Source organism: Denitromonas ohlonensis, from assembly GCF_007625205.1.
In the GTDB taxonomy this organism is placed as follows: Bacteria; Pseudomonadota; Gammaproteobacteria; order Burkholderiales; family Rhodocyclaceae; genus Nitrogeniibacter; species Nitrogeniibacter ohlonensis.
Map to the genome: position 1 here is coordinate 170,464 of NZ_VMNI01000003.1, position 24,477 is coordinate 194,940.

27 protein-coding genes are annotated in these 24,477 nt (G+C 67.3%); 15 read left to right on the top strand and 12 right to left on the bottom strand.

Annotated features, from left to right (window positions below):
• Window positions 1-5: 5 nt before the first annotated feature.
• Window positions 6-944, bottom strand: coding sequence for a transcriptional activator NhaR (nhaR, locus tag FHP89_RS03235; RefSeq protein WP_144176302.1), 939 nt, complete (start codon window positions 942-944; stop codon window positions 6-8).
• Window positions 945-1,053: 109 nt separating this feature from the next.
• Here nhaR and hpf point away from each other — a divergent pair, with 109 nt between their 5' ends.
• The 6 genes from hpf to FHP89_RS03265 all read left to right on the top strand — a co-directional run bounded on the left by hpf (window position 1,054) and on the right by FHP89_RS03265 (window position 7,110).
• Window positions 1,054-1,422 (top strand): ribosome hibernation-promoting factor, HPF/YfiA family, encoded by a 369-nt coding sequence (gene hpf, locus FHP89_RS03240; protein ID WP_144176303.1) that lies wholly within the window; start codon window positions 1,054-1,056, stop codon window positions 1,420-1,422.
• 58 nt (window positions 1,423-1,480) lie between these two features.
• Window positions 1,481-1,876 carry a tellurite resistance TerB family protein gene (locus tag FHP89_RS03245; RefSeq protein WP_144308156.1) on the top strand — a complete coding sequence of 132 codons (396 nt, stop codon included), beginning with the start codon at window positions 1,481-1,483 and terminating at the stop codon, window positions 1,874-1,876.
• Window positions 1,877-1,924: 48 nt separating this feature from the next.
• The gene (locus FHP89_RS03250) at window positions 1,925-2,359 is read left to right on the top strand and encodes a CBS domain-containing protein (protein WP_144176305.1); all 435 of its coding nucleotides are present in this window, start codon (window positions 1,925-1,927) and stop codon (window positions 2,357-2,359) included.
• 118 nt (window positions 2,360-2,477) lie between these two features.
• Window positions 2,478-2,771 carry a hypothetical protein gene (locus FHP89_RS03255; protein WP_144176306.1) on the top strand — a complete coding sequence of 98 codons (294 nt, stop codon included), beginning with the start codon at window positions 2,478-2,480 and terminating at the stop codon, window positions 2,769-2,771.
• A 122-nt stretch (window positions 2,772-2,893) separates the two neighbouring features.
• Window positions 2,894-5,143 (top strand): GGDEF/EAL domain-containing response regulator, encoded by a 2,250-nt coding sequence (locus FHP89_RS03260; protein ID WP_144176307.1) that lies wholly within the window; start codon window positions 2,894-2,896, stop codon window positions 5,141-5,143.
• Window positions 5,140-7,110 (top strand): sensor histidine kinase, encoded by a 1,971-nt coding sequence (locus tag FHP89_RS03265; protein WP_144176308.1) that lies wholly within the window; start codon window positions 5,140-5,142, stop codon window positions 7,108-7,110. The genes FHP89_RS03260 and FHP89_RS03265 overlap by 4 nt, the downstream gene beginning before the upstream one ends.
• Here FHP89_RS03265 and FHP89_RS03270 read toward each other — a convergent pair.
• On the bottom strand, window positions 7,038-7,931 hold the full coding sequence (locus tag FHP89_RS03270; RefSeq protein ID WP_144176309.1) for a LysR family transcriptional regulator: 894 nt from the start codon (window positions 7,929-7,931) through the stop codon (window positions 7,038-7,040). The genes FHP89_RS03265 and FHP89_RS03270 overlap by 73 nt on opposite strands.
• A 177-nt stretch (window positions 7,932-8,108) precedes the next feature.
• On the opposite strand from FHP89_RS03270, the gene FHP89_RS03275 reads away from it, so the two are divergent.
• The gene (locus FHP89_RS03275; RefSeq protein WP_144176310.1) at window positions 8,109-8,813 is read left to right on the top strand and encodes an SDR family oxidoreductase; all 705 of its coding nucleotides are present in this window, start codon (window positions 8,109-8,111) and stop codon (window positions 8,811-8,813) included.
• Here FHP89_RS03275 and FHP89_RS03280 read toward each other — a convergent pair.
• The 8 genes from FHP89_RS03280 to FHP89_RS03315 form a co-directional block, all read right to left on the bottom strand.
• Window positions 8,805-10,013: an NnrS family protein gene (locus FHP89_RS03280; protein ID WP_144176311.1), complete on the bottom strand. Its 1,209-nt coding sequence runs from the start codon at window positions 10,011-10,013 to the stop codon at window positions 8,805-8,807. The genes FHP89_RS03275 and FHP89_RS03280 overlap by 9 nt on opposite strands.
• Complete coding sequence (locus FHP89_RS03285) at window positions 10,007-10,813, bottom strand: ABC transporter ATP-binding protein (RefSeq protein WP_144176312.1); 807 nt, start codon at window positions 10,811-10,813, stop codon at window positions 10,007-10,009. The genes FHP89_RS03280 and FHP89_RS03285 overlap by 7 nt, the downstream gene beginning before the upstream one ends.
• Complete coding sequence (locus FHP89_RS03290; protein WP_144176313.1) at window positions 10,795-11,586, bottom strand: ABC transporter permease; 792 nt, start codon at window positions 11,584-11,586, stop codon at window positions 10,795-10,797. The genes FHP89_RS03285 and FHP89_RS03290 overlap by 19 nt, the downstream gene beginning before the upstream one ends.
• The gene (locus FHP89_RS03295) at window positions 11,583-12,575 is read right to left on the bottom strand and encodes an ABC transporter substrate-binding protein (protein ID WP_144176314.1); all 993 of its coding nucleotides are present in this window, start codon (window positions 12,573-12,575) and stop codon (window positions 11,583-11,585) included. The genes FHP89_RS03290 and FHP89_RS03295 overlap by 4 nt, the downstream gene beginning before the upstream one ends.
• 1 nt (window position 12,576) lies before the next feature.
• A complete protein-coding gene (locus tag FHP89_RS03300; protein WP_144176315.1) occupies window positions 12,577-14,637 on the bottom strand; it encodes a TonB-dependent receptor plug domain-containing protein in 2,061 nt (686 codons plus the stop codon).
• Window positions 14,638-14,771: 134 nt separating this feature from the next.
• Window positions 14,772-15,071 (bottom strand): RNA-binding protein, encoded by a 300-nt coding sequence (locus FHP89_RS03305; RefSeq protein ID WP_144176316.1) that lies wholly within the window; start codon window positions 15,069-15,071, stop codon window positions 14,772-14,774.
• A complete protein-coding gene (locus tag FHP89_RS03310; RefSeq protein WP_144176317.1) occupies window positions 15,071-15,469 on the bottom strand; it encodes a TerB family tellurite resistance protein in 399 nt (132 codons plus the stop codon). The genes FHP89_RS03305 and FHP89_RS03310 overlap by 1 nt, the downstream gene beginning before the upstream one ends.
• Window positions 15,470-15,485: 16 nt before the next feature.
• A complete protein-coding gene (locus FHP89_RS03315) occupies window positions 15,486-15,950 on the bottom strand; it encodes a winged helix-turn-helix transcriptional regulator (protein WP_144176318.1) in 465 nt (154 codons plus the stop codon).
• Between the two features lie 134 nt (window positions 15,951-16,084).
• On the opposite strand from FHP89_RS03315, the gene FHP89_RS03320 reads away from it, so the two are divergent.
• The 3 genes from FHP89_RS03320 (at window position 16,085) to FHP89_RS03330 (ending at window position 19,319) form a co-directional block, all read left to right on the top strand.
• Window positions 16,085-17,395: a D-amino acid dehydrogenase gene (locus tag FHP89_RS03320; protein ID WP_144176319.1), complete on the top strand. Its 1,311-nt coding sequence runs from the start codon at window positions 16,085-16,087 to the stop codon at window positions 17,393-17,395.
• Window positions 17,392-18,456: an alanine racemase gene (alr, locus tag FHP89_RS03325; protein WP_144176320.1), complete on the top strand. Its 1,065-nt coding sequence runs from the start codon at window positions 17,392-17,394 to the stop codon at window positions 18,454-18,456. The genes FHP89_RS03320 and alr overlap by 4 nt, the downstream gene beginning before the upstream one ends.
• A 110-nt stretch (window positions 18,457-18,566) precedes the next feature.
• On the top strand, window positions 18,567-19,319 hold the full coding sequence (locus FHP89_RS03330; protein ID WP_144176321.1) for a pentapeptide repeat-containing protein: 753 nt from the start codon (window positions 18,567-18,569) through the stop codon (window positions 19,317-19,319).
• A gap of 99 nt (window positions 19,320-19,418) precedes the next feature.
• Here the strand turns inward: FHP89_RS03330 and FHP89_RS03335 are convergent, their stop codons facing one another.
• Window positions 19,419-20,267: an HDOD domain-containing protein gene (locus tag FHP89_RS03335; protein ID WP_186300260.1), complete on the bottom strand. Its 849-nt coding sequence runs from the start codon at window positions 20,265-20,267 to the stop codon at window positions 19,419-19,421.
• Between the two features lie 73 nt (window positions 20,268-20,340).
• Complete coding sequence (locus FHP89_RS03340) at window positions 20,341-20,943, bottom strand: FmdE family protein (protein WP_144176323.1); 603 nt, start codon at window positions 20,941-20,943, stop codon at window positions 20,341-20,343.
• 174 nt (window positions 20,944-21,117) lie between these two features.
• Between FHP89_RS03340 and FHP89_RS03345 the strand changes: the two genes are divergently transcribed.
• The 5 genes from FHP89_RS03345 to FHP89_RS03365 all read left to right on the top strand — a co-directional run bounded on the left by FHP89_RS03345 (window position 21,118) and on the right by FHP89_RS03365 (window position 24,463).
• A complete protein-coding gene (locus tag FHP89_RS03345; RefSeq protein WP_144176324.1) occupies window positions 21,118-21,792 on the top strand; it encodes a c-type cytochrome in 675 nt (224 codons plus the stop codon).
• The gene (locus tag FHP89_RS03350) at window positions 21,789-22,130 is read left to right on the top strand and encodes a hypothetical protein (RefSeq protein WP_144176325.1); all 342 of its coding nucleotides are present in this window, start codon (window positions 21,789-21,791) and stop codon (window positions 22,128-22,130) included. The genes FHP89_RS03345 and FHP89_RS03350 overlap by 4 nt, the downstream gene beginning before the upstream one ends.
• Window positions 22,130-22,732 carry an SCO family protein gene (locus tag FHP89_RS03355; RefSeq protein ID WP_144176326.1) on the top strand — a complete coding sequence of 201 codons (603 nt, stop codon included), beginning with the start codon at window positions 22,130-22,132 and terminating at the stop codon, window positions 22,730-22,732. The genes FHP89_RS03350 and FHP89_RS03355 overlap by 1 nt, the downstream gene beginning before the upstream one ends.
• Before the next feature lie 79 nt (window positions 22,733-22,811).
• Window positions 22,812-23,552 carry a class I SAM-dependent methyltransferase gene (locus tag FHP89_RS03360; protein WP_144176327.1) on the top strand — a complete coding sequence of 247 codons (741 nt, stop codon included), beginning with the start codon at window positions 22,812-22,814 and terminating at the stop codon, window positions 23,550-23,552.
• Window positions 23,549-24,463: a 1,4-dihydroxy-2-naphthoate polyprenyltransferase gene (locus tag FHP89_RS03365; protein WP_260851464.1), complete on the top strand. Its 915-nt coding sequence runs from the start codon at window positions 23,549-23,551 to the stop codon at window positions 24,461-24,463. The genes FHP89_RS03360 and FHP89_RS03365 overlap by 4 nt, the downstream gene beginning before the upstream one ends.
• The last annotated feature ends 14 nt before the right edge of the window (window positions 24,464-24,477 follow it).

The following is a 24,477-nucleotide window of genomic DNA, read 5'->3' on the forward strand; positions in this document are numbered from 1 at the left end:
CGGCATTACTTGCGCTTCCGCGGCGCCTTCGCGCGCGCCACCGGCTCGCCGAAGATTTCCGTTCTCGCCGCCTGTTGAATGGCCAGAATGGCGGGCCGTGTGAGCTTGCCTTCGGTCGTAATGGCATAAAGCTGCTCGATCACCTCATCGATCTGGCCCATCACCTCGACCCCGTATTGCCGGCACACGTAGTCATTGGTGGCGCTCGGAGCAACAAAGAAGCCGGCGCCGGCCTGGCCGAAGGCCTTGAGCAGGGCGCTGTCGTCGAACTCGGCCACCACTTGCGGGCGGATGCCATGGACGTCGAACCAGTCGCTCAGCGGACCATGAATTGCCGTGTCCTCGCCGGGCATCAGGAAAGGTGCATTGTCCAGACAGGCAGGGAAGGGATCGGGGTGGGCCTGGCGCACTGCCGACGTGGCCATCACCGACAAGGGACTTTCACCGAGCAGGTGGTTGAAGCCGCGCACGCTCAGGCGCGCAGGCATGGGCCGATCGGCAATGACCAGATCGAGCCGGTGAATGGCCAGATCGGCGAGCAGCGTATCGAGGCGCCCCTCGCGGCAGGTGAGTTTGACCGGATCGTCGAGGCGCAGCGCGGGTGACACCAGGCGGTAAGCCACGGCCTTGGGCACCGAATCGGCAATGCCGATGCGCAGCGGCTGGGTATCGCGCGTGGAGGTGTCGCCGACGATGTCGAGGATTTCATCGCCCAGCGAAAAGATGGTTTCGGCGTGTTCGAGGATGCGCTTGCCCGTGGTCGACAAGATCAATCGACGTCCCTCGCGCTCAAACAGTTTGGCGCCCAGACTGGCTTCCAGCGCGGTGATCTGGCTGCTGATGGCATGCGGCGTGAGGTGGAGCGACTCGGCGGCGCGTGCAATGCTGCCGGCCCTGGCCACCGCCCAGAAGTAACGCAGGTGCTTGTAGTTGAGCGATGCCATGCGCTGACACCTCCAAAATATTGATGATGACGATCAGTATATTGGAGTTTTGTCGATGGATTGGCTGGTCTAGAGTGAGATCGTCTTTCACCCACAGCAGGAGTTCGTGATGCATGTCGACATCAAAAGCCAAGGCTTCGAAATGACCCCGGCTTTGCGCAATTACACGCTGCAGCGGCTGCAATCCTCATTGGGCCGGATTCGCGACCGTGCCCGCCATGTCAGCGTGCATCTGTCCGATGAGAACGGTCCGCGCGGCGGCGTCGACAAGCGCTGCCTGGTCGCGATCCATATCGCCGGCGGCGCGCCGGTGGTGATCGAGGACACGCGGGAAGACATGTACAGCGCGATCGACCGGGTGTCGAAGCGCGCCATGAATTCGCTGATGCGCCGGCTCTCACGCACCCATGCCCGCCGGGGTCGCGAGTCGCGCCGCCCCGCAATGGACGCACTCGCCAACACCGACGAACCCGCCTGAACGGGCAGGCCGACTGGTACGCCTGACCTCACGATCGAACAACACAAGGACCTTCAGTATGCGTAGCTACCCGAATGACAGCGCCGAAGCCGCCGCCCGGATCGTCTCCCTGGCGATGCTGGTCGATGGCGGACTCGACCCAGCGGAAACCGCCCAGCTCAAGCGCGCCGGCGTGCTTGAAGACATGGGCATGAGCGCGGAGCAGTTCGACGCCGTGGTGCACGACTTCTGCAACGACCTGCTGCAATGCTCGGCCTACTGGAGCGCGGGGCGCCTGCACATGCAGCCAGAAGTGATCGAGCAACTGCTCGGCGAAATCCAGCGGCCGGCGCACCGCCTGCGCCTGCTCGGCGCCATGCTCGACATCATCTCCGCCGATGGCCGCGTCACCCGCAGTGAAGCGGATCTGCTCACCCAGGCCCTGCGTCGCTGGGGCGATGGCCTGGAGCACTGATCACAGCCTCCGCCAACGTCGCGCGGGCTCACACATAGGAAGCGAATCATGCCAAACCGATCCGTCAGCAAAATCATCGCCAACCGGTTTTTCATCGCGGCGCCCCTCGACATGAATGTCGGCGACGCGGCCAGACTCATGCGGGAGCACCGTCAGGGCGCCGTGCTGGTGGCCGACGACGGCCGCCTGCTCGGCATCTGCACCGAACGCGATATCGTGTTCGACGTGGTGGCCAACGGGCTCGACCCCTTCTGCACGCCAGTGAGCGCCGTGATGACCACCGATCCGGTCGCGATCGGGCCGGACATGCCTTTCGGCCACGCATTGCACCTGATGTTTGAAGGCGGCTTCCGCCATGTGCCCGTGGTGGACATCAACGGCAAGGTGCTCGGTGTCATCTCGGCGCGGGACGCCCTCGAGATCGACATGATCCGCTTCAAGCAGGAGCTGGACCGGCGAGAAGCTCTGGCCGAAATCCTCTGAACCGTCGCCGCCGCAGCCTCCAACCGACGCCACTGCAGCCCGCGCCGCCCGCGGCACCGGCGCGAGCGAACCGGCACCGTCGTGCCCGTCGAAGTCGGTTGGCACCAGCGGCGGCCGCATGGAGACGTGGAATAAAAAGGCAACGCAAGAAGCCAACAACGTGGTCACCGATATGGGCATCGAGCGCGATGGCCTCGTCGAAGCACCCCTGTGTGGCTGCGTCGCCACCTTCCTCGACGACATCTGGCGCGGCGCCGCCCTCTGCGGCCGCGAGCGGGTCGGTTATGTCGCCCCAGGAGAGGACGCGAGTATGAGCCTGCACGACACTCGGCTCAAGGGCGGCGGCAATCAGGGCATGACTACCGCACCGGCTTGCCGGATGAGGATAAGGCGGCGATGGTGGAGTATTTGAAGACGCTGTGAGCGCGGCGCCGCACTCACAGCGCACCGGCGTACCTGCGGTCAACTGAACGGGCGTGCAACCGGGCAGCAAGTACCATACTATCTGGGTATCTCCATACCACCAAGACGCGCATGGCTACGATTCCACCCGACTCCCGCGAGACCGACGCTCTGATCGGTTTTCGCGATGAGGACCACGCCCCCGCCGCCTCGCCCTCCAACGTCTGGCGCATCCTGGCTGTCGACGACGACCAGGGGTTCCAGCAGGCGCTGGCCCATGCCCTGCGCGACCTCCACATCCTCGGCCGGCCACTTGAATTGTTACAGGCCTACAGCCTGTCCGAGGCAGCACACCTGCTCGGCAAGGACCGCGATTTCGCGGTGATCCTCGCCGATGTGGTGATGGAGACCGAGGACGCCGGGCTGCGCCTGGTCAAGGGCGTACGCGAGATGCTCGGCCTGCACGAGCCGCGCATCGTGCTACTCACCGGCCAGCCGGGCTTCGCGCCGGTTGACGAGGTGATGGAAACCTACGACCTGTCCGACTACTGCCTCAAGTCCGACCTGGCCAGCCGTGGCCTCAAGAACGTGCTCACCGCGGCCATCCGCAGCTACAGCCAACTCAGCGCAGTCTCCTCCGCACGCAAAGGCCTGCAGCTGATTCTCGAAGCCAGCAACCGGCTCACCGCCGCACGTACCATCGAGCAGATCGCCAGCGCGGTGCTGGTCGAACTGGCCGACCTGCTCAAGGTGCCCGCCGAGGGCATCGTCTGCGTCGAAGGTCTCGACGGCGCCGAGGCGGCACCGGCGGCTGAACCGGTCATCATCGGCGCCGCCGGCCGGTTCGAGGCCTATCTGAAGGGCTCGCTCATGGCCCTGCCGGACCGCAGTATCGCCGACAGCATTACCGCCGCCCTGACCGGACGCCACCCCATCGCGCGGGACGATTTCCAGGTGTTGTATTTCCCGCGGCAGCATGCCATGGCCGATTATGCCGTCTACCTGGCGACCGGCCGGCCACTGGTGGCCGCCGAACACGAGCTGCTCGGCGTGTTCGCGGCCAATGCCTCGAAAGGTTTCGGCAACGTGGCGCTGATCAGCCGTCTCGACCGCATGGCCTATGAGGACGAATTGCTGCATATTCCGAACCGCGCCGCGCTGCTGCGCGAGATCGAACGCCTGCGCATCGGCAAGAACGGCGGCCGGCACCGCATGCTGCTGATCGACCTGGACAACTTCTCGGGCCTCAATGATGCCTTCGGTGTGGCCTTGGGCAACCGCATTCTCGGCGCACTGATCGAGCCGCTGCGCCAGGCCTTCCCGCCACCGGCCATGCTCGCCCGCGTCACCGCCGACCTGTTTGCCGTCATCGGCCCCGCCGAGCAGATCGACAGCACCCAAGCGATGACCGTCTTCGAGCAGCCGCTGCGCCTGGACAACACCCTCTACCGCCTGACCGCCTGCACCACCGAGCTCACCCTCGACGCCGTCGCCGGCAATGCGGACGAACTGCTGCGCGCAGCATGGACCAGCCTGCGCGCCGCCAAGCAGCGCGGCCCCGGCACTCGAGTGGCCTACGATCCGGACATCGAGCGGCAGGCGGGCGAACGCTTCGCCCTGATGTCGCGACTGGGCCAGGACCTGCAGCGCGATGCCCTGTTCCTGGTCTTCCAGCCGCAGGTCTGCCTGAGCACCGGCCGCATTGTCGGCGCCGAGGCCTTGCTGCGCTGGCGTACCGATGCCGGCCTCATCCCGCCGGGCGAATTCATCCCGGTGGCCGAGAAATCGGTTTACATCCACGCCATCGGCGACCGCGTCGTGCAACAGGCCTGCGAGGCGCTCAAGGCCATCGACGCGGCCGGGCTGAACGACTTGCCCTTGAGTGTGAACGTATCGGCGCGCCAGTTCGACGCCCCCGGCTTGGCGGAACGGGTCGCTGCCCACTGCGCCGAGGCCGGCGTCGAGCTGCACCGGCTCGCGCTCGAAATCACCGAAACCGCGGCCATGCGCAATTTCAGTCAGGTGGCTCAGGCGCTGCGTGCGCATCGTGCCGCCGGCGGCATCGTCGCCATCGACGACTTCGGCACCGGGCAGTCCTCGCTCGAATACCTGCGCGACCTGCCGGCCGATCACCTCAAGATCGACCTGAGCTTCGTGCGCCACCTCGAACAGGACGAGCGCTGCCGCCAGATCGCCAGCATGATCATCAAGCTCGGACGCAGCCTCGGCGTGGGGCTGATCGCCGAAGGCGTCGAAACCCGCGGCCAGGCCGACTGGCTACGCGACAACGGCTGTCAGACCGGCCAGGGCTGGCTGTTTGCCAAGCCGCTGCCCCTGCCGGAATTCATCGATTTCTGCCGGCAGCACGCCGAACTCGGATGACCGCCGCCGACACCGCGCCTGCCGCCACCGGTTTGCGCGACCGGCTGCGACCGCTGTGGATCCTGCTGCCCTATATCCTGCCCTGGTGGCTGCTGGTGCCGACGCTCACCACCCTGCTCTACCAGAGCCGGCTGCAGAACGACCTGAGCCAGCTGGCGGTGGCACAGTCCGACTATGTCGATGTGCGCTCCGCCGTCCTCACCAACGCCCTGATCCGCCTGACCAACGACATCCGCCTGATCGAGCATGTCACGCGCAGCGCCCATCAGCACTTGCCTGCCTCCATTGCCAGGGAACGCCTCGGCCGTTTCTTCGGCAATCTGCTCGACGCCCACCCCGACTATGCCCAGGTCCGCCTGCTCGACCCGGCCTGCCACGAACGCCTGCGGATCGAGCGCGCGGCCGACGGACGCCCTACCCAGGTGCCCGACAACGACCTCCAGGACAAGTCGCGGCGCCCCTATTGCACCGCAACCCAGGCACTACCGGACGGGCATATCTACCTGTCGCCACTGGACGCCAACATGGAGTACGGGCGCGTGGTTCTGCCACTCCAGCCGATGCTGCGCATCGCCACACACGTCACGCAGACCGACGGTACGCCGCTGGGCATCGTGGTGCTGAACTTCGATGCCGCCCCCCTGCTCGCGAGCTTCACCGACCCCGACCGCAGCGACGCCGCGCTGGTCGACGCGGACGGCTACTGGCTGCACGCCCCCGATCCGGCCGACGCCTTCGGCTTCGTCACCGGCCAGACCGACAAGCGCCTCGGTGTCCGCTATCCGGCGCTGTGGGCCCACATCCGCAACAGCCCGCGCAACGCCGGGCAGATCCAGCTCGATTCCGGCCTGTGGACCTTCCGCCGCTTTGCCCCGGGCAGCGCCTCGCCACACCTGCACGCACCGGCCTGGCATGTACTCAGCCAGATCCCGCCCGAGGCCCTGGCCGAGGTGCGCAACAAGCAGCTCGCCCTTCACCTGGGCATCGCCGGCACCGCCTTGCTGGTGCTCACCGGTCTGTCCCTGGCGCTGGCCGCCAGCCGCCTCCGCCAGCAACGCACCGGCGACGCATTGGCCCGCAGCAACCAGGAGCTGGCGCAATCGCTGGCCCGGCTCGAACAGTCCCAGGACGAGCTGGTACGCAGCGCCAAGCTCGCCTCGCTCGGCCTGATGGTCGCCGGCGTGGCGCATGAGCTGAACACCCCACTGGGCGCCGCCATGCTGGCCAGCGGCAGCTTGGCGGAGCAACTCGCCACACTCGAAGAAGCCTTTGCCGAAGGGCTTCGCCGATCCGACATAACGCGCTTTACCGACGCCCACGCCGCCGGGCTGGCGCTACTGAACGACAACCTGCAGCGCGCCGCCCAGCTGATCCGGCAGTTCAAGGAGGTCGCCGCCGACCGTGCCACCGCCACCCGCCACCGCTTCGACCTGGCCGACACCGTCGGCAATGTACTGGCGCTGATGCACAACGATCTGAAGCACACTCGCCACCGGGTCGAGCTCGACATCCCACCGGGGCTGACGCTCGACAGCTATCCCGGCCCGCTCGGGCAGATCGTCCAGAACCTGATCAGCAACGCCGTGCGGCATGGCTACACCGATGGTCGCGTCGGTCATATCCGCATCATCGCCCGCCCTCAGGAAGATCAGGTAACGCTGTCAGTGATCGATGACGGCTGCGGCATTCCCGCCGACACGCGGGAACGTATCTGGGACCCCTTCTTCACCACGCGACGTCACCAGGGCGGCACGGGCCTGGGGCTACACCTCTGCCAGCACATGGCTACTTCGGTGCTCGGCGGCGCGCTGACGCTGGTCAGTGCCGAGATGGATCAGGGTTGCGAGTTCCGGCTGACCATCCCGGTATCGGCCCCCGACGGGCCAACCGAGCGTCAGCCGGGCACGCCCCACACCGCCAACACGGCCGAGCGCACCGCCCGCAACACCGGCTCAGCCGCCCGCTGACGCAAACAGGCAAAACGCAACGAGACCGTCGGCGTCGGTTCGAGTGACAGCGGCACGGCGTAGATACTGCCGCCTTGAGCGGCACGCTCGATGTCCTGCAATCGGGTGATCGCCAGCCCCACACCGGCGGCGACCATGGCCAGCACGGCGTCTTTCTGGTTGGCCAGCATGCTGCGTTCGGGCCACAGCGCGTGGGGTTCGAACATGGCCTGCATCACGCTGTGCTGCACCCGGTCGGGTGAGGAGTGAATCCACGGCTGGCGGGCGAGCGTGGCGATGTCGGCCGCGCCGATGGCCTCACGCAAGGCGACGGGTGCGGCGATCGCCATCTCCTCTTCGCGCAGCACCTGGCTGTCGAACAGGCTGTCGTCGAGCGTGCCGCTGACAAAGCTGGCATCGAGCCGGCCGCTCTTCAATTTGGGCAGGTTGGCGCCGGTGGTACCGCCGAGGAATTCGATCTCGAGGCGCGGGTGGCGCGCTTTCAGCAGACTTTGCAGCTCGACCAGACGCAGAAAGCCGGCATCGGTATTGAGGCCGATGCGCACCGAGCCGATCACCTCGCCGCGCAATTCCTGCGCATGCAGCCCCACCTCACCCACCGCCGACAGCGCACGCCGGGCGCGGGCGAGCAGTGCCTCGCCCGCCGCGGTGGGCAGCATGCCCTTGGGCGTGCGTTCGAACAGCGCGAGGCCCAGCTCTTCTTCCAGCGCCTTGATATGCGCGCTGATGGCCGGCTGACTGACGCACAGGCGCTCGGCGGCGCGGGTCAGGTGGCGTTCTTCCGCCACGGTGACAAAGGTTTTGAGGTGGTAAAGCTCCATGGCAGGCCCTGGGATAAACGTGGCATGCGGCGGCGCCGCACAACCGCAGTACACACCAGATCGCCGCCCTATGCCATGACGATTTCGCCGCCACCGACCGGGCCACCTCGCCGCGCAGGACCGGCGCCAACATGCCGGCACGCCTAGAATGGCGAAAAACCCCGTTTGGAGCGCAGCATGAACGAACAGAAAGTGGCCCTCATCATTGGCGGTGGCAGCGGCATGGGCGCCGACGCGGCGCGCGCGATGGCCGAAGCCGGTTACGCGGTGGCGGTGCTGTCCTCGTCCGGCAAGGGCGAAGCACTCGGCGCGGCGCTGGGTGGCATCGGGCTGACCGGATCGAACCAGTCGCCGGCCGACCTGCAGGCGCTGATGGATGCCGTCATGGCCAAATGGGGCCGCATCGACGCGGTGGTCAACAGCGCCGGCCACGGCCCGAAGGGCGACATCCTCGCCATGACCGACGCCGACTGGCAGGCCGGCATGGACACCTATCTGCTCAACGTGGTGCGCATCGCGCGGCTGGTGACGCCGATCATGCAGGCGCAGGGCGGCGGGGCCATCGTGAATATCTCGACTTACGCCACCTTCGAGCCCGAAGCGACCTTCCCCACCTCGGGCGTGTTCCGCGCCGCGCTGGCGGCCTTCACCAAACTGTTTGCCGACCAGTACGCAAAGGACAACATCCGCGTGAACAATGTGCTGCCGGGCTTCGTCGACAGCCTGCCGGAGAAGGAAGACCGCCGTGCGCGCATTCCGATGGGGCGCTACGGGCGGGTCGAGGAAGTGTCGAAGGCGATCGTGTTTCTGGCCGGTGACGATGCGAGCTACATCACCGGCCAGAACTTGCGGGTGGATGGCGGCATCACCCGCTCAGTCTGAGTCCATCACCCCTTCGCAGCCGAGCCCGCCATCCGGGCGCGGCTGCAAATAGAGCGGCAGGTAGTGCGCGATGAACCCGCCGAAGGCGAACAGCCAGCCGCCCCCCGCCAGCCACAGCAGCAGCGCACCGTCGGCCGGCCACCATGACCAGCCGGCACGCCCCACGGCCGCCAGCAACAAGACGCCGGCAGCGACCGGAATCCAGCGCCGGGCATCCAGCTCGCGCCCGGTGTGAATGCGCCCGGCGATGTTCATCACCACGAAAATGCTCAGCCCCAGTGCGCCGATGGCGAGCAGATGCCGCCCGCCGCTGACGCTGCCCACGCCGGCCAGCAGCGCGAGGCCGATCAGCGCATAGCCCAGCGCCATCGCCACATACACCGCGTAAAGCATGAGCACCCAGCGGCGCAGCAACACCCGACCCAGGTGCCAGTCATTGAGCAGATTGAACAAGGCCGCGGCGGTCGCCAGCGCCAGCCAGCCGGCGGTGGGCGCGCCGGGGACGAGCACGTCGGCCAGGGTGAACAGGACGATACAGGCCACCGCCAGGTGGCGGCGCGGCGGACGGGCGAGGTAACTGACCGTCGTCTCGCCGAGGGTGTCGAGCGCCGAATTGACTACGTTCATCGAGATGCGGCTCATCACGATCACCACCAGCACCATCACCACGCCGATGGCGGCATGCAGGCTGCGCAGGGGCGGCTCGCCGCGCAGCGCCTCGGCGTAGAACCCGACCGTCCCCCCCAGCCAGGCGAGCAAGGCCCACAGGATGCTCAGATGCCGCCGCGCCGGATCGCGCCACAGCATGGGCGCAACGAGCGCGATCAGCACCAGCACCGGCGCCACATTCAACACCGCCGCCGGCCACGGCCCGACCGCCCCGCTGGCCGACCAGGCCAGGCGGGCGCCCAGCCACAGCAGCACCAGCGCCAGCACCGCCGGGCGCGGTGCGGCCGGGCCATCGACGAACTCCGGCACGGCGGTGAGCACGAAACCGGCAATGGCCGCAAAGGTAAAACCGAAGAGCAACTCGTGCGCATGCCACACCACCGGCCCGCCCGGCACCGCAGGCAGCGGCAAGCCGAGCAGCAAGAAGCCCAGCCACGCGGCCATGCAGAGCACGGCCGCGACCGCCGCGAGCAGGAACAGCGGGCGGAAGGCGCACAGCAAAATCGGCGCGGCGAGCAGGCGCTTCAGCATCGCAGCCCCCCGACCGCGGCCAGCGCCAGCGGCGCCGCCGGCGCGGGCGCATCGAGGCCGAAGCTGGCGCGCACCGTGGCGTCTTCGAGCAGGCCGGCGGTGCGCGCATAGACTTGCGCATCGGTGCGCTGCGCGGGCGCGTCGTCAAAGCGGAAGCCGGTGGCGATGCGCCCGGGCGCGGGCGCCATCACCCACACCGCGTGGGCCAGGCGCACCGCTTCCATCAAGTCGTGAGTGATCATCAGCACACCCATCGGCCGCCGCGCCTGCTCGGCCAGCAACTGGCGGTACAGCTCGGCCTTGAGGCCGACGTCGAGCGCCGAGAAGGCTTCGTCGAGCAGCAGCAGGTCGGGTGCGAGCACCAGCGCGCGGGCCAGCGCGACGCGGCTTTGCATGCCGCCGGAGAGTTGCTGCGGATACTGCGCCAGCGCGGTGTCGTCCAGCCCGAAGCGCCGCGCCTGATCGCGTGCCTGCGCATGGCGCGCGGCACGCGGCACACCGCGGGCCTTGAGGCCGAGGGCAATGTTGTCGAGCGCACTCTTCCACGGCAGCAGGCGCGGCTGCTGAAACATGCAGGCGCTGCGCGCGAAGCCGTTGCGAATGGTGCCGTCTTGCAGTGGCAGCAAGCCGGCGACCAGATGCAACAGCGTGGTCTTGCCACAGCCCGAGGGGCCGACCAGCGCGTGAATGCGCCCGGCCGGCAGGTGCAGGTCGATGCCCGACAACACCGTGCGCGCCCCGTAGGCATGGCCGACGCCGGCCAGTTCGAGCGCGGCAGTGTTCACGCCAGCGTGCGCCATCGTTCCACCTCGCGTTTGACGGGCTCCAGCAACAGGTACTCCACCGCCAGCAGTGCGCCGACCACGGCCACGATCCAGGCCAGCGAGCCGGCGGTGTCGAGCTGCGAGCGGGTCACCGCCAGCGCCGCGCCCACGCCATCGGCGGTGGCCAGCAGCTCGGCCATCACTACCACCTTCCAGGACACGCCGAGCGCGGTGATCCAGGCCGGAAACAAATAGGACAAGACATGCGGCAGATAGAGATCGAACAGGCGCTGCAGCGGCGGCAGCGCGAAGGCCTGCGCCATCTCGCGCAGCTGGCCGTCCAGCGTGCGCACGCCCTGCATGGCGCCGATGAAGATGGGCGGGAAACAGGCGACAAACACGGTGAACATCGGCGTGCCGTCGCTGGCGCCAAACCACAGCATGGCCAGCACCAGCCAGCCGATGGGCGGCGTGCCGACCAGCACCGTGACCCACGGCCGCGCCATCATCGAGGCGGTCATCGACAGCCCGGCGAGCATGCCCAGCGCGCTGCCGATGCCCAACGACAGGGCAAAGCCGGAGAGCGCGCGCCGGCCGGTGATGGCCAGTTCGGACCACGCATTGCCGTCGGTGAGCAGGCCGTGCAGCGTGGCCAGCACCGTACGCGGATCCGGCAACGCCAGCGGGTCCAGCCACTGGCTGGCGAACTCCCAACCGGCCAGCAACAGCAGCAAACTGGCGATGGCGCCCCAGCCGCCCCACAGGTAGGCGGGCAGGCCACGCAGCCAGGTGCGGACGACGCCGATCATTGCGGCGCGTAGAAGCCGTCGTCGGGCAGCCGGCCACCGATCAGCGCGGGGTCCTTGGCCATCAGGCGGTCGAAGAAAAACTGCAATTCGGCACGCGCCGCCTGCGCCGACACGGCCTCAAGGCGGCTGTGGGCGAGCGAGTCGGCCACCGCCTCGGGCATGAGCTGGGGCACATGGCGGGCCACGGCCTGGCCGCATTCGACGGCATGGTCGCCGCACCACACCAGCGCATCGGCATAGGCCTCGGCCACGCGCGCGGCGAGCGCGGGGTCTTTGAGGGCCGCGCCCATGGCCACGATACCGGCCTGCGGCATGCGCGCCTCGCGCTTGAAGGTCTTGCCCCACTCGACCTGCAGATCCACGCCGCGATGCAGTTCCGGTGCGATCACGCTGATCGGGAACGATTGCGTCTTGCGCAGCGCCATCGACACCGCCGGCTCGGCCAGCAAGGCATGGTCGATGCGGCGCATGATCAGCAACTGCATGGCGTCCAGCGGCGAGGCCACGTAGCGCAGATGGAAATAACGCTTGGGGGCGATGCCCTGCGCCTCGGCGAGCACGCTGAAGACGATGTCCGGCATGTCGGCGCGGAAGGGAATGGCGACCTCCTTGCCTTTGAGATCGGCCAGCGTGCGCACTGCCGGGTCGCGGCTGACCAGCCACAGCATGCCCCAGGTGGACACATTGAGCAGCTGCAGCGGCACGCCCTTGTTGTAGAGATTGGCGGCGACGTTGGTGGGCATGGCGAGCACATCGGCCTTGCCGTTCAGCGCCAGCACGCGCAGCTGGTCGGGGTCGCGCCACAGCACAAACTCGACCGTGTCGGCCACGTCGGCCAGCGCGCCGGACTCGAGCATGCGCACCAGCGGGAAGGACACGGCCGCCGGCGGCCCGGCGAGCACCAGCCGCGCCAGCTTGTCCGCCGCCTGCGCCGGCGCGCTGATCATCAGCACGCTGACGCACACGATCCACCACAGCCGCCGCGCCATCTCAGAAGCGCCCGGTCAGGGTGAGGGTGATGTTGCGCCCGGTGGCAGCGATCTCCTGCCCCGACAGGCCGAGCGTGGTGTGCTCGTGGTAGTCACGGTCGAAGATGTTGCTCAGCTTCACGCCCAGATCGGCGCTGTTCAGACCACCGAGCTTGCCGAAGCGCCAGCCGAAGGCCGCATCCGCGGTGACGAAGCCGGCGGTTTCGTTCTCGCCGCCATTGGTGAAGAGCGTCGCCACACGGTCCTGCCGGGCCACGGCACGCACCTGCCCGCGCCAGTAAAAGCCCTGCTCGGCCGGCTGACCAAAACCGAGGCGCACTTCGGGCGGCGGCATCTCGGCCAGCGGCTCGTCATCCTGCTTGTTATCACCGCGCAGCCAGGTGAAGCCAGCATCTGCTACGAAGCTTCCCAGCGGCACGCTCAGGCTGCCTTCAGCGCCGTAGATCACCACCTGGTCGAGGTTTTCCGCGAGCTTGATCGGCAGGCCGTTGGGCGCGTTGGTGCCGGTGACCCGGCCGGCGATGTAATCGTCGATTCGGGTGTGAAAGAGCGCCAGGGTGTAGTCGAGCGACGCGTTGCGGCCCTTGAGGCCGATCTCGATGCTGGTCGAGCGCTCGGGGTCGAGCTGCGGGTTGCCCAAGTGGTAGTAGCCATCGCCACGGGCCGCGTCTTCGAAGCGCTCCCGCATGTCGGCCGCACGGTAGGCGCTGCCGATGTTGATGTAGGGGTTGAGCAGCGGCGACACGGCGTGGATGGCCCCGAGCGTCCACGACACGGTGTTGTCGGTCTTGTCGAGGCCGGTGGTGGCCGTGCCTTTTTGCGCGGCGTCGCCCTGGATCTGGTCAAAACGCAGGCCGGCGACAATCTGGGTGGCGCCGAAGCGCATCTCGTCCTGCACGAACACGCCGGTCGAGGTGATCTCGCCGTCGCTGAAGGGGTCGTTGCGCACATTGTTGTTGAACAAGGGCGCGTTGTTGTCCATGTAGCGCGCCGGGTCGCCGGTCATCTGCCAGGTCTCCGCGCCCAGCGTGAGCAGGTGATCCTCGCCGATCGGCAGCAAGTAGCGCCCGCGCGCGCCGTGGGTGACGAAGGTGACATCGTTGCGCACATAGTTGCGCTGGATATTGTCGGACCAGGCGCGGATCTGGCGGAACACCTCTTGGCGGTAGACCTCGGCCATCAAGGTGCCGCTGCCCAGTTCGGTCTTGATGCCGCCTTCGATCAGCTCGCGGTGCTGTTCGGGCGAGTGGATGGTGACCGTGCCCAGCAGCGCCGGGATGCCCGCGCCACCGCTCTGGCCGCCGGTGCGCGCCGAGCCGGGGTACCACACGTCGTGGTCGCTATGGCGTTGCAGGTTGAGGTGCAGCTCGGTGGCGGAAGACACGCGGAAGGCGTACTTGAACAGCAGGTCGTCGGTCGAGTAGCCGGTGCGATCAACCGTGCCGGACGGGCTTTCGTAGTCGTCCACTTCTTTTGCGGCGACACCGACCACCAGCGCATGGTCCGGGCTGCCGAAGCGGTAGAGCGCGGCCCCGGAGACGCCCGAATCGGCGCTCGAGACACCGAGCGAGAACTGGCCGCCGTGGGTGGGCGTGTCGGTGAAACGCGTGGGCGCGGTGATGAAGTTCACCGTGCCACCGAGCGCGCCGCTGCCGTAGAGCACCGAGCTTGGCCCCTTCACCACCTCGGCGCGTTCGAGCAAGCCGACGTCGAGCAATGAGGCGATCGACCCGTAGGGCTGGGCCGAGTTGAGGCGCACGCCGTCGACCAGCACCACCACGCTCTCTTTTTTCAGGCCACGGATAACCGGGTTCTGACCCCAGGCGCCGTCGGTCTGCACCGCCAGACCGGGCTGGCCGCGGAACATCGCACCGGCCGGGGCGCCGGCATCGGCGGCCTCGGGGGCGATCACGGTGACGGCTTGCGGGGTGTCGAGGGTGTCGGCCTGATAGCCACGGGCAGTAACGTTGACGGTGCCAAGTTCCGCGTCGGAATTGGCCAGTGCGGCGGTTGCCGGCAGGCACAGGATAGCCAGCGCCACAGGACGCAGTCGGAAAAGCATGCTCCACTCCAGTTGAGTGGGCTGGCTGGCGTTCGGCTGGCTGACCCGGGGATTCGATGCTCAGCAGTTTATACAAATGCGAATCATTCGCAATTGACGGCCATCAATTCCCGTGACTTAAGTCATGCCGCCACTCAACCGAGGTGGATCGCCTCGCGCGGGTCGGTCGTGTCGTCCTCGAACAAGTGATCGAAATGCTGGTGCGCGGGGATGTAGAAGGTCAGCGCGCGCCCGCGGTGGTAGATGCCGCGCAAGCGGTTGGCGGTTTCCCACACGCGCATGTAGCTGTCGCTGACCGACACCTTGGCCATCGGGTGGTCGGCATCGCCCTCGCGATAGAGCACGACCCCGGTCACATGAAAGTAAGGGCGCAAACCCTCGGTAATGAGTTCAACTGAAGTGTCGGCTTGCAAGCCGCCAAGAATGAAGTACATCAGGCCACCACATCGTCCAGGGTCAGGCGCCAGCGCTCCAGCGCGCGGCGCAACAGGGATTGTTCGGGGTCGCTGATCGAGCCGTCCGATTTTGCCAGGACGACCATTGCGCGGATCACCAGCAGGCGCTGCTGCGGGTTGGTCACCGCGTCGAGCAAGGCGTCGATGTGCGCCGGGTCAAGCACCGCAACCCGCGCCTCCGCCGACTCGTCCAGCAACTCGGCACTCAGATCGGCCACGGCGCGCAGCAGCGCATCGCGACTCAGGCCGACCAGTCCGGGGATGTCATGGCGGTCAAGCGCCGCCAATTCGCCATCGGCCAGCTCGCCGTCGGCCATCAGGGTCAATCCGATGAGGCGGGCTATGGCATTTCGCGTGTCGTGGCCTGAAGTCGGCATCGGTGCTTCTCCGTCATTAATCTGTCGGCAGGAACAAGGTTTCCTTGATCTCTTCCATCACCACCGAGCTGCGCGATTCGGTCGCGCCCGGCAGCTTGAGCAGGATGTTGCCCAAGAGTCGACGATACTCGCCCATCTGGCTGATGCGCGCTTTGATGAGGTAATCGAACTCGCCCGACACCAGATGACACTCCATCACCTCGGGGATGAACAGCATCTCATGCTTGACCTTGTCGAACACATCCCCCGACTTGGCGGACAGCTTGATCTCGACAAACACCAGCAAGGGCTTGCCCAGGGCGACCGGGTTGAGGTGGGCGTGATAGCCGGTAATCACCCCGTCACGCTCGAGCCGGCGCACCCGCTCGGTACACGGCGTGCTCGACAAACCCACCTTGTCGGCAAGTTCAGTCATCGGCAGGCGGCCGTTTTTCTGAAGCAAATCGAGAATTTTCCGGTCCAGGCGATCAAGCTCACGCATTTCACCTCTCCATGACTAGAAATGGCCAAAATAAAGTGATTATCAAAAAATATCGCCTGGATTGTAAGTGAAATTCACTACAAAAAAAGCAATAAAGTAGCGAATCACAATATCAGCACATCAGGAAGCTCGTCATGGACGTTATCGTACTCGGAAGCGGCGTCATCGGCACCTCGACCGCCTACTACCTCGCCCGCAACGGCGCCCGCGTCACCGTGCTGGAGCGCCAGCCCGGCCCCGCGCTGGAGACCAGTTACGCCAACGCAGGGCAGGTCTCACCGGGCTACTCCACGCCCTGGGCCGCGCCCGGCATTCCGCTCAAGGCCATGAAGTGGTTGTTCCAGCGCCATGCACCGCTGGCCATCCGGCCGGACGGCACCCGCTTCCAGCTGGAGTGGATGATGGCCATGCTGCGCAACTGCGCGGCCGACCGTTACACCGTCAACAAGTCGCGCATGATGCGCCTCGCCGAATACAGCCGCGACTGCCTGCGCGGCCTGCGCGCCGACACCGGCATCGACTACGAAAGCCGCAGCCGCGGCACGCTGCAACTGTTCCGCACCCAGGCCCAGGTCGATGCGGCCAAACGCGACATCGATGTGCTGATGGACTTCGGCGTGCCCTTCGAACTGCTCGACCGCGACCAGGTCGCCGGTGCCGAGCCCGCGCTGGCCCATGCCAAACACAAACTCGCCGGCGGCCTGCGCCTGCCCAATGACGAAACCGGCGACTGCCATCTGTTCACCCGCCGCCTGGTCGAGATGGCCACCGAGCTGGGTGTCGACTTCCGCTTCGGGCAGGACGTGAACGGCCTGATCACCGACAAGGGCCGCATCACCGGCGTGCGTGTCGGCAATGAAGTGCTGCGCGCCGACCGCTATGTGCTCGCCTTCGGCAGCTACAGCCGCGACTTCCTCGCCCCGCTCGGCCTCAAGCTGCCGGTGTATCCGGTCAAGGGCTACTCGCTGACCATCCCGATGACCCACGCCGAGGCCGCACCGGTGTCGACCGTGCTCGACGAAACCTACAAGGTCGCCGTCACCCGCTTCGACGACCGCATCCGTGTCGGCGGCATGGCCGAGCTGGCCGGCTTCGATCTGTCGCTCAACCCGCGCCGCCGCCAGACGCTGGAACTGGTGGTGAACGACCTGTTCCCCGGTAGCGGTGATGTACCCGCCGCCGAGTTCTGGACCGGCCTGCGCCCGATGACGCCCGACTCCACGCCGATTGTTGGCGCCACCGACTACGGCAACCTGTTCATCAACACCGGTCACGGCACCCTGGGCTGGACGATGGCCTGCGGATCGGGCAAGCTCGTTGCCGATCTGGCCACCGACCGTCATCCGGACATTTCCACCGATGGGCTGTCGCTGGACCGCTACACTCGCCCAGAACAGCCCCGCATGGCGCCACGCCTGCAGGGCGCCCATCGGAGTGCCGTGTGAGTCGACCTGCCATCGCCCGCATTGACCTGAGCGCGCTGCGCCACAACTACCGCCTGGCGCGCAGCCGTCACGGCGGGCGAGCGCTGGCCGTGATCAAGGCCAACGCCTACGGGCATGGCGCCGTCGCCTGTGCCCGCGCGCTGGCCGGCGAGGCCGATGCCTTCGCGGTCGCCGTCGTCGAAGAGGCGCTGGAGCTGCGCGACGCCGGCATCCGCCTGCCCATCCTGGTGCTCGAAGGCGCCTTCGGTCCGGATGACCTCGCCCACGCCACCATGCACGACCTGTGGATGGTCGCGCACAACGCCGAACAGCTCGCCCTGATCGAAGCCCACCGCAGCATCCGCCCGCTCACCGTATGGCTGAAAATGGACAGCGGCATGCACCGCGCCGGCATTGCCCCGGCCGACTACGCCGCCGCCCACACCCGCTTGCGCGCGCTACCGCAGGTCGGCCCGATCGTGCTGATGACCCACTTCGCCCGTGCCGACGAACCCGACGAAGCCGCCACTGCCGAGCAAATCGCGGCCTTCGACCGCGCCACGGCCAACCTGCCCGGCGAGCGCAGCCTGTGCAACTCCGGCGGCATCCTCGGCTGGCCGGCCGGCTATCGCGACTGGGCCCGCCCCGGCATCCTGCTCTACGGCGCTGACCCGATGCCGAGCGACGACCACGGCCTCAAGCCGGTGATGACGCTCGAGAGCGCGATCATGAATATCCGCGAACTCGCCCCCGGCGAAGCGCTGGGCTATGGCGGGCGCTTCGTCTCCGACACCCCGACGCGCGTTGGTCTGGTCGCCATGGGCTACGCCGACGGCTATCCGCGCGTGGCGCCCACCGGCACGCCGGTGGCGGTGGATGGCCAGCTCACCCGCGTCATCGGTCGCGTGTCCATGGACATGATGACCGTCGACCTCACCGACCTGCCGGCCGCCCGCATCGGCAGCCGGGTCGAGTTATGGGGCAACACCGTGCCGATCAATACCGTCGCGCATGCGGCGGGCACCATCGCGTATGAGCTGCTGTGCAACATCAAACGCGTGCGGCGCGATTACATCGGCTGATCGCCCAGCGCGCACCGGCGCCACTCGCCGCCGGCCGCGCAGCCGCCTATACTCGGTGAGCCAACACGCCTGCCGTCCGGTGACGGTCGGGTGCCTTGCCGGAGCCTGCCATGCGATCTGCTTTTTGCGCCGTCCTGCCCGCCTTGCTTACCAGCGTGGCAATGGCGGCCGAACTGCCCAAGGGCGACTGCCTCGCACCGGCCGCCGGGCACGATCTGACCGCCTGCGATTTCACCGGGCGTGATCTGTCGGGGCTGGATCTGAGTGGCGCCCACCTCGACAACGTGCGCTTCACCGATGCCCGCCTCAACGGCACCCGGCTCAACAAGATCACCGCCAAATGGGCCAACTTTCGCGGCGCCCAGCTCAAGGGCGCGCAGCTGGCTGACGCCGATCTGTTTCATGCCATTTTCGACAAGGCCGACCTGTCCGGCGCCAAGCTTCAGCGCGCCAACCTGTTCGGCGCCAACCTGATCGCCACCCAAGCCCCCCAGGCCGACTTCAGCGGCGCCTTCCTCAAGGACCTGCTGATGCCCGAGGCCGATCTGAGCGGCGCGATCCTGCGTGACTGCAATGCGCTGCGCGCCGTGCTCACCGACTCCATTCTGGTCGGCGCGGACCTGTCCGGCAGCAACTTCACCGGTGCCGACGGCGAGTCGGCCGATTTTTCGTCCGCCATCCTGCGCGGCACGCGCCTGGGCGGCGCCTCACTGCGCGCCGCCATCTTCCGTCAGGCTGATCTCACCGACGCCGACTTCTCGCACGCCACCATCACGCAAGGCGATTTTACCGGTGCCCGCAACCTGCCCCAGACGGTGACCGACCTGCTGATCGGGCCGCACATCGGCGTGTTCACCCGATAAGCGTCGGACCAGCGCGTTGTCAGATACTGCGCGCGGTCAGGACGACCGCACGAAAAACAAAGCTCAGGACAACCCGGTCATCAAGGCCTGGTATTCAGCCTAGATCTCGTCGGCCAGCGCGATCAGCTCGGGATCATCCAGCGCCGGATAGCCCTCGGCGGGCGAATTGCCGCCGAACAACCAGCCGGCCATCCCCCCCGCCAACTGATTGGCGACGTAAACGACCTCTTCAAGCGTACGCACGCCGTAGTCAAGCGCGTGCGGCTGGTCGTGCTCACGCGTGGCCTGGATGATGTGCTCGGGCAGACCGAGCGCGCCCATCAAGGACTCCCCGATGCTCTCGTGCCACTGGGCGATAAGGTGTCTGACCGAGTCCGGCCGGATGCGCATCTCTTCATATTGCGCCGCGCGGTAGAGCATGTAGAACGCGCCCAGGTCGTGCACCAACCCGGCCATCATCGCCTCTTCACGATTCACCCGCGTGAGCCGGGCGGCCACCACGCGCGCGGCGGCGGCCGTGCGCAAGGTGTGCATCCACAAGGCCTTGGGCAACTCACCGAAACAGACCAGGTCCTTGGAGCGCAGCAGTTGGTCCATGGCGATCGAGATCGCCAGCGTGCGCGTCGCCTCCAGACCAATCCGCATGACGGCGGCGTCTACATCGGTCACGGTGCGGCCGCCCGGATTGTAGGCCACCGAATTGGCCATTCGCAGCAGTTTGACCACCACCAGCGGCTCCATGCCGATCATCTGAGCGACCTTGCGTACCTGCACATCGGGGTCGCGCAGGGCATTGCGAATTTTCAGGGCGGCATCGAAACAGGTCGGAAAGGAGACATCCTTGGCCGACAGCTCGCGGGCAATGTCTTCAAGCATGCGAAAACGCTGTGCCGCCAGCGCCGCGTCTTTTTTGTCGATGTTCGGATCGTCGGTGAAATGCTCGGTCATGGTCCTTGCCGCTTGCCGCCCCCTGCGGGGCGACATCCTCTCATACCCGCTTGAACTGCGCGCACCGACGCGCTCAGGCCGCGACCGACACCACCGCCGGATCATCGCCATGATCGACGAGGATCGCGCGCACCCGGGCCTGCCACAGGGCACCGAAAGCCGCCGCCTCTTGCGGCGAGGCCTGACCCGACAGCACCCGCGACATCAGCGGCCGCATCGCCGGGTCGGCCGGCACGCTGCTGGCGTCGTAGCGCACCGACACTTTCTCGCCGGTATCGCACCGGGTCAGCGCCAGCGCGTGCGCCACCGGTTGCGAAAAATGCAGCAGATTGCGCCGGTCGAACTGGCCCGCCAGCCCATGAAATCCACTGCGCTCGGTGGCGCCGGTAATGAAGGAGAGCACATTCGCGATCACCCCGGTCACGCCCTCATCCACCGACGCGGGCAAATCCACCCGCACATCGCCACGCACCGGCAGCGCATCGCCGTAAAGCGCCTGCAAGCCCGTGCGCGCCATCAGGTAGGCGCCGGCCACGGTGGGGCAGGAATGCCCGGCCAGCTTGACCACCTCGCGATAGCCAATGTCGTACACGCCGTCATCAAACGCCCCGAGCAAGGCGGCCAGCGGGTCGCGCAGACGGATGGGTGCGACCTGATCAAAAAAATCCGCAGACATGAAAACCCCTCGTTTCATTTCAGAAAAAGCGTCACGCGCGCCCCCCGGGCGCCGCCAGATATTACGCCCGTGAGCGCTGTGTCGGCCGCCAACCTCAGCCTCACTTGCGCTGCGTCAAACCGTCGCGCAGCGCGGGCGGCGATACTTCAGCCATCCCTGATTTGTCGGTCTGCCATGGTCACTCGTCTCTTTCGCTCTGCCCTGCTCGCCCTCTGCCTGCCTGCGCTCGCGTTCGCGGACGAGCCCAATCTCGACAACGGTCGTGAAATCAACGGCACCTGTGCGGCTTGCCATGGCGAAAACGGCCAGGGCGGCAAACAGGGCGAATACCCGCGCATTGCCGGCCAGAGCGCCAAGTTCATCGAGTTCACACTCAAGAGCTTTCGCGCCCGCGAGCGCATCAACCTGCCAATGTTCCCCTACACGCAAGAGCGCGAACTGCCCGACGAAGACATCCGCGACATCGCCGCCTACCTGGCCGCCATCGAGCTGCCGACCCGGCCGCCGAAGTTCAAGGACACCGACGACGCGCTGACCCGCCTCACCGCCATGCAAAAGGTGATGCTCATCCCGCGCGTCGAGGGCGACATTGCCGCCGGCAAGACGCTTTACGAAGCACGCTGCACCACCTGTCATGGCGACGACGCCCGCGGCAAACGGATCGTGCCGATGCTCGCCGGCCAGTACAGCAACTACCTCATGCGCCAGATGCAGAGCTTCCAGGCGGGCGAACGCCCGCACGACGAAGAAACCCCCGGCGAGGGCGTGCTCAAGGGCCTCAAGGAAGCCGAGCTGCAAAACATGCTGGCCTATTTCACCACCCTCCAGAACATCGAGGACAAGCAATGAAAACCACTCTGCACGTCGCCATCCTGCTCGCGCTGTCGGCCCTGTTTGCCATCACTCCGGCACGTGCTGCCGATGTCGGCGCTGACTTGATCACCGAGCTGGGCGCAGCCAATGGCGTGGCCCTGGCCTGCAAGCACACCACCAACATGTCCGCCATCAAGGTCGTCATGATTCACACCGTCCCCAAAACCCGCGCCAACGGCGAAGTGTTCGAGGCCGCTACCAATGAGGCCTTCCTCGGCCAGAGCGGCGAGCCCTGCCCCTCAGAGACCGAGCTGTCGCAGCGCGTGCATGGCATCGACACCCGCCTCAAGGCCCACTTCAAGTCGCAGGGCTGATGCTTCAGCCACTCCGACTCGCCGCCCTGGCGGCGCTGCTCGCGCTCGCCAGCGTCGGCAGCATCGCCGCTGACGCCCCGGCCGACGACGACCGCCCCCTGCGCCCGCGTTACGCGCTGATGGACGCCAAGGGCCGCCCGGTCACCAACGAAACCTTTCCCGAGCAATTTCAGCTCATCAGCTTCGGCTACACCTTCTGCCCCGATGTGTGCCCCACCACGCTGGCCGAAGTCGCCGACGTCATGAAGCAGCTCGGGCCGCTCGCCGAGCGGGTGCAGCCGGTGTTCATCACCGTCGACCCGGCGCGCGACACCCCGGTCAACCTGCAGCAGTACGCCGACTTCTTTGATCCGCGCATCATCGGCCTCTCCGGCTCGCCGGCGCTGGTCGCCAAGGTGGCGCAGAACTACAAGGTGCGCTACGAGATCGTGCGCGAGCCCAACGCGGCGCCCGACGCCTACACGGTCGACCACTCCGCCGGGCTGTACGTCCTCGCGCCGGGCGGCAGCTTCGTCAAGAAATTCGCCTATGGCGCCCCGGTCAGCCAGATCGTCGACGACCTGCGCCAGCTCATCGAACAGGCCCCCGCACCGCGCCCATGAGCCGGCGCGCGTTACAATCGGCCCGAACGCGCGGCCAGATGGCCGTGCCCGGCCACCGACCCGAAACACGCCCGCGCCCATGACTGCACCCCTGGACGACACCTTCGGCTATCAGAACGTCGCCCCTGCCGAGCGGCAGCGACGCATCCGCCACGTCTTCAACGCCGTGGCCGGCCGCTACGACCTGATGAACGACATGATGAGCTTCGGCATCCACCGCCTGTGGAAGCGCCGCTTCGTGCGCGATCTGCCGCGCGACGGACTCATCGTCGATCTGGCCGGCGGCACCGGCGATGTCGCCCGCCTGATGACCGACGCGCCCGGCCGCACGCTGGTGGTGTGCGACCCCAGCCTGGCCATGATGCAAGCCGGCCGCAACCGGGGCGACGCCCCGAGCCTGCGCTGGCTGGGCGGCGAGGCCGAACGCCTGCCCTTTGCCGACGGCAGCGTGCAGGCGCTGACCGTGGCCTTCGGCCTGCGCAACACCACCCACCTGGCCGCCGCGCTGGCCGAGATCCACCGCGTGCTCGCGCCCGGCGGGCAGTTCGCCTGCCTCGAATTCTCGCGTCCGCAGTGGTGGCTCAAGCCCTTCTACGACGCCTACTCCTTTCTCGTCATCCCGCGCCTCGGCGCCTGGGTGGCCAAGGCGCCGGAAGCCTATCAATATCTGGTCGAATCCATCCGCCGCTTTCCCGACCAGCGCAGCTTTGCGCAGATGGTCGGCGAGGCCGGTTTTGACGAGGTGCGCTGGCGCAATGTGTCTTTCGGCATCGCCTGCATCCACACCGGTCGCAAGCTCATGCCGGAGGGCGCCGCATGAACCTGCGCTCCGGCACCGGCATGGCCGACACCGGTCGACGCGGCCTCAAGTTCGGTCTGTGGTGGATGGCAATCCGCCCGCGCACCTTGTCGCTGTCCGCCATCCCGGTGGTCGCCGGCAGCGCGCTGGCCTGGCATGAGGGCGCCGGCATCGCCTGGCTGCCACTGATCGTCGCCCTGCTCTGCGCCCTGCTCATCCAGGCCGGCACCAACCTGTTCAACGACGTCGGCGACGCCCTGCGTGGCAACGACGGCCCGACCCGACTCGGCCCCGCCCGCGTCACCGCCTCCGGCCTGGCCACCCCCGGTCAGGTGCGGCGCGCCGCGCTGGCCACGTTTCTGGCCGCGCTGCTCGGTGGCATCTATCTGGTGGTGGTTGGCGGCTGGCCGATCCTCGCCATCGGGCTGGCCTCGCTGGCCGCCGGCTGGGCCTACTCCGGCGGGCCACGGCCGCTGTCCTACACCGCCTGGGGCGAAGTCTTCGTGATGCTGTTTTTCGGGCTGGTCGCCGTGGCCGGCAGCCACTATCTGCAAAGCGGCGGCTTCACCGCCTCGGCACTGTGGCTTGGCCTGGCGCTGGGTTGCCATGCCGCGGCGGTGCTGCTGGTCAACAATGTGCGCGACCTCGAAGCCGACCGCCGCGCCGGCCGCCGTACCCTGGCCTCGGTGCTCGGCACCGGCCCCGCCCGCAGCCTCTACGCCATCCTCATGCTGGCGCCGTTTCCGCTGCTCGCCCAGCAGCTCGGCATGATCGGCGTCGGCGCCGCCTGGCTGGCCCTGCCGGTATGCCTGTGGCTGGCGCTGCGTTTCCGCCACCAGCCACCGGGCGCGCAAATGAACCACCACCTGGCACGCACCGCCCAGGCCCAACTGCTGCTCGGCGCGCTGCTGAGTATCGCGCTGCTGTGGTAAACCGGCCCCACTGA

Coding starts and splice junctions, on each gene's coding strand:
- FHP89_RS03355 (WP_144176326.1), top strand. CDS start 22,130: ATGCTTCAGCCACTCCGACTCGCCGCCCTGGCGGCGCTGCTCGCGCTC.
- FHP89_RS03350 (WP_144176325.1), top strand. CDS start 21,789: ATGAAAACCACTCTGCACGTCGCCATCCTGCTCGCGCTGTCGGCCCTG.
- nhaR (WP_144176302.1), bottom strand. CDS start 944: ATGGCATCGCTCAACTACAAGCACCTGCGTTACTTCTGGGCGGTGGCC.
- FHP89_RS03285 (WP_144176312.1), bottom strand. CDS start 10,813: ATGGCGCACGCTGGCGTGAACACTGCCGCGCTCGAACTGGCCGGCGTC.
- FHP89_RS03365 (WP_260851464.1), top strand. CDS start 23,549: ATGAACCTGCGCTCCGGCACCGGCATGGCCGACACCGGTCGACGCGGC.
- FHP89_RS03315 (WP_144176318.1), bottom strand. CDS start 15,950: ATGCGTGAGCTTGATCGCCTGGACCGGAAAATTCTCGATTTGCTTCAG.
- FHP89_RS03320 (WP_144176319.1), top strand. CDS start 16,085: ATGGACGTTATCGTACTCGGAAGCGGCGTCATCGGCACCTCGACCGCC.
- FHP89_RS03300 (WP_144176315.1), bottom strand. CDS start 14,637: ATGCTTTTCCGACTGCGTCCTGTGGCGCTGGCTATCCTGTGCCTGCCG.
- FHP89_RS03255 (WP_144176306.1), top strand. CDS start 2,478: ATGGAGACGTGGAATAAAAAGGCAACGCAAGAAGCCAACAACGTGGTC.
- FHP89_RS03295 (WP_144176314.1), bottom strand. CDS start 12,575: ATGGCGCGGCGGCTGTGGTGGATCGTGTGCGTCAGCGTGCTGATGATC.
- FHP89_RS03345 (WP_144176324.1), top strand. CDS start 21,118: ATGGTCACTCGTCTCTTTCGCTCTGCCCTGCTCGCCCTCTGCCTGCCT.
- FHP89_RS03280 (WP_144176311.1), bottom strand. CDS start 10,013: ATGCTGAAGCGCCTGCTCGCCGCGCCGATTTTGCTGTGCGCCTTCCGC.
- hpf (WP_144176303.1), top strand. CDS start 1,054: ATGCATGTCGACATCAAAAGCCAAGGCTTCGAAATGACCCCGGCTTTG.
- FHP89_RS03270 (WP_144176309.1), bottom strand. CDS start 7,931: ATGGAGCTTTACCACCTCAAAACCTTTGTCACCGTGGCGGAAGAACGC.
- FHP89_RS03265 (WP_144176308.1), top strand. CDS start 5,140: ATGACCGCCGCCGACACCGCGCCTGCCGCCACCGGTTTGCGCGACCGG.
- FHP89_RS03275 (WP_144176310.1), top strand. CDS start 8,109: ATGAACGAACAGAAAGTGGCCCTCATCATTGGCGGTGGCAGCGGCATG.
- FHP89_RS03260 (WP_144176307.1), top strand. CDS start 2,894: ATGGCTACGATTCCACCCGACTCCCGCGAGACCGACGCTCTGATCGGT.
- FHP89_RS03250 (WP_144176305.1), top strand. CDS start 1,925: ATGCCAAACCGATCCGTCAGCAAAATCATCGCCAACCGGTTTTTCATC.
- FHP89_RS03310 (WP_144176317.1), bottom strand. CDS start 15,469: ATGCCGACTTCAGGCCACGACACGCGAAATGCCATAGCCCGCCTCATC.
- FHP89_RS03290 (WP_144176313.1), bottom strand. CDS start 11,586: ATGATCGGCGTCGTCCGCACCTGGCTGCGTGGCCTGCCCGCCTACCTG.
- FHP89_RS03340 (WP_144176323.1), bottom strand. CDS start 20,943: ATGTCTGCGGATTTTTTTGATCAGGTCGCACCCATCCGTCTGCGCGAC.
- FHP89_RS03335 (WP_186300260.1), bottom strand. CDS start 20,267: ATGACCGAGCATTTCACCGACGATCCGAACATCGACAAAAAAGACGCG.
- FHP89_RS03245 (WP_144308156.1), top strand. CDS start 1,481: ATGCGTAGCTACCCGAATGACAGCGCCGAAGCCGCCGCCCGGATCGTC.
- FHP89_RS03330 (WP_144176321.1), top strand. CDS start 18,567: ATGCGATCTGCTTTTTGCGCCGTCCTGCCCGCCTTGCTTACCAGCGTG.
- FHP89_RS03360 (WP_144176327.1), top strand. CDS start 22,812: ATGACTGCACCCCTGGACGACACCTTCGGCTATCAGAACGTCGCCCCT.
- FHP89_RS03305 (WP_144176316.1), bottom strand. CDS start 15,071: ATGTACTTCATTCTTGGCGGCTTGCAAGCCGACACTTCAGTTGAACTC.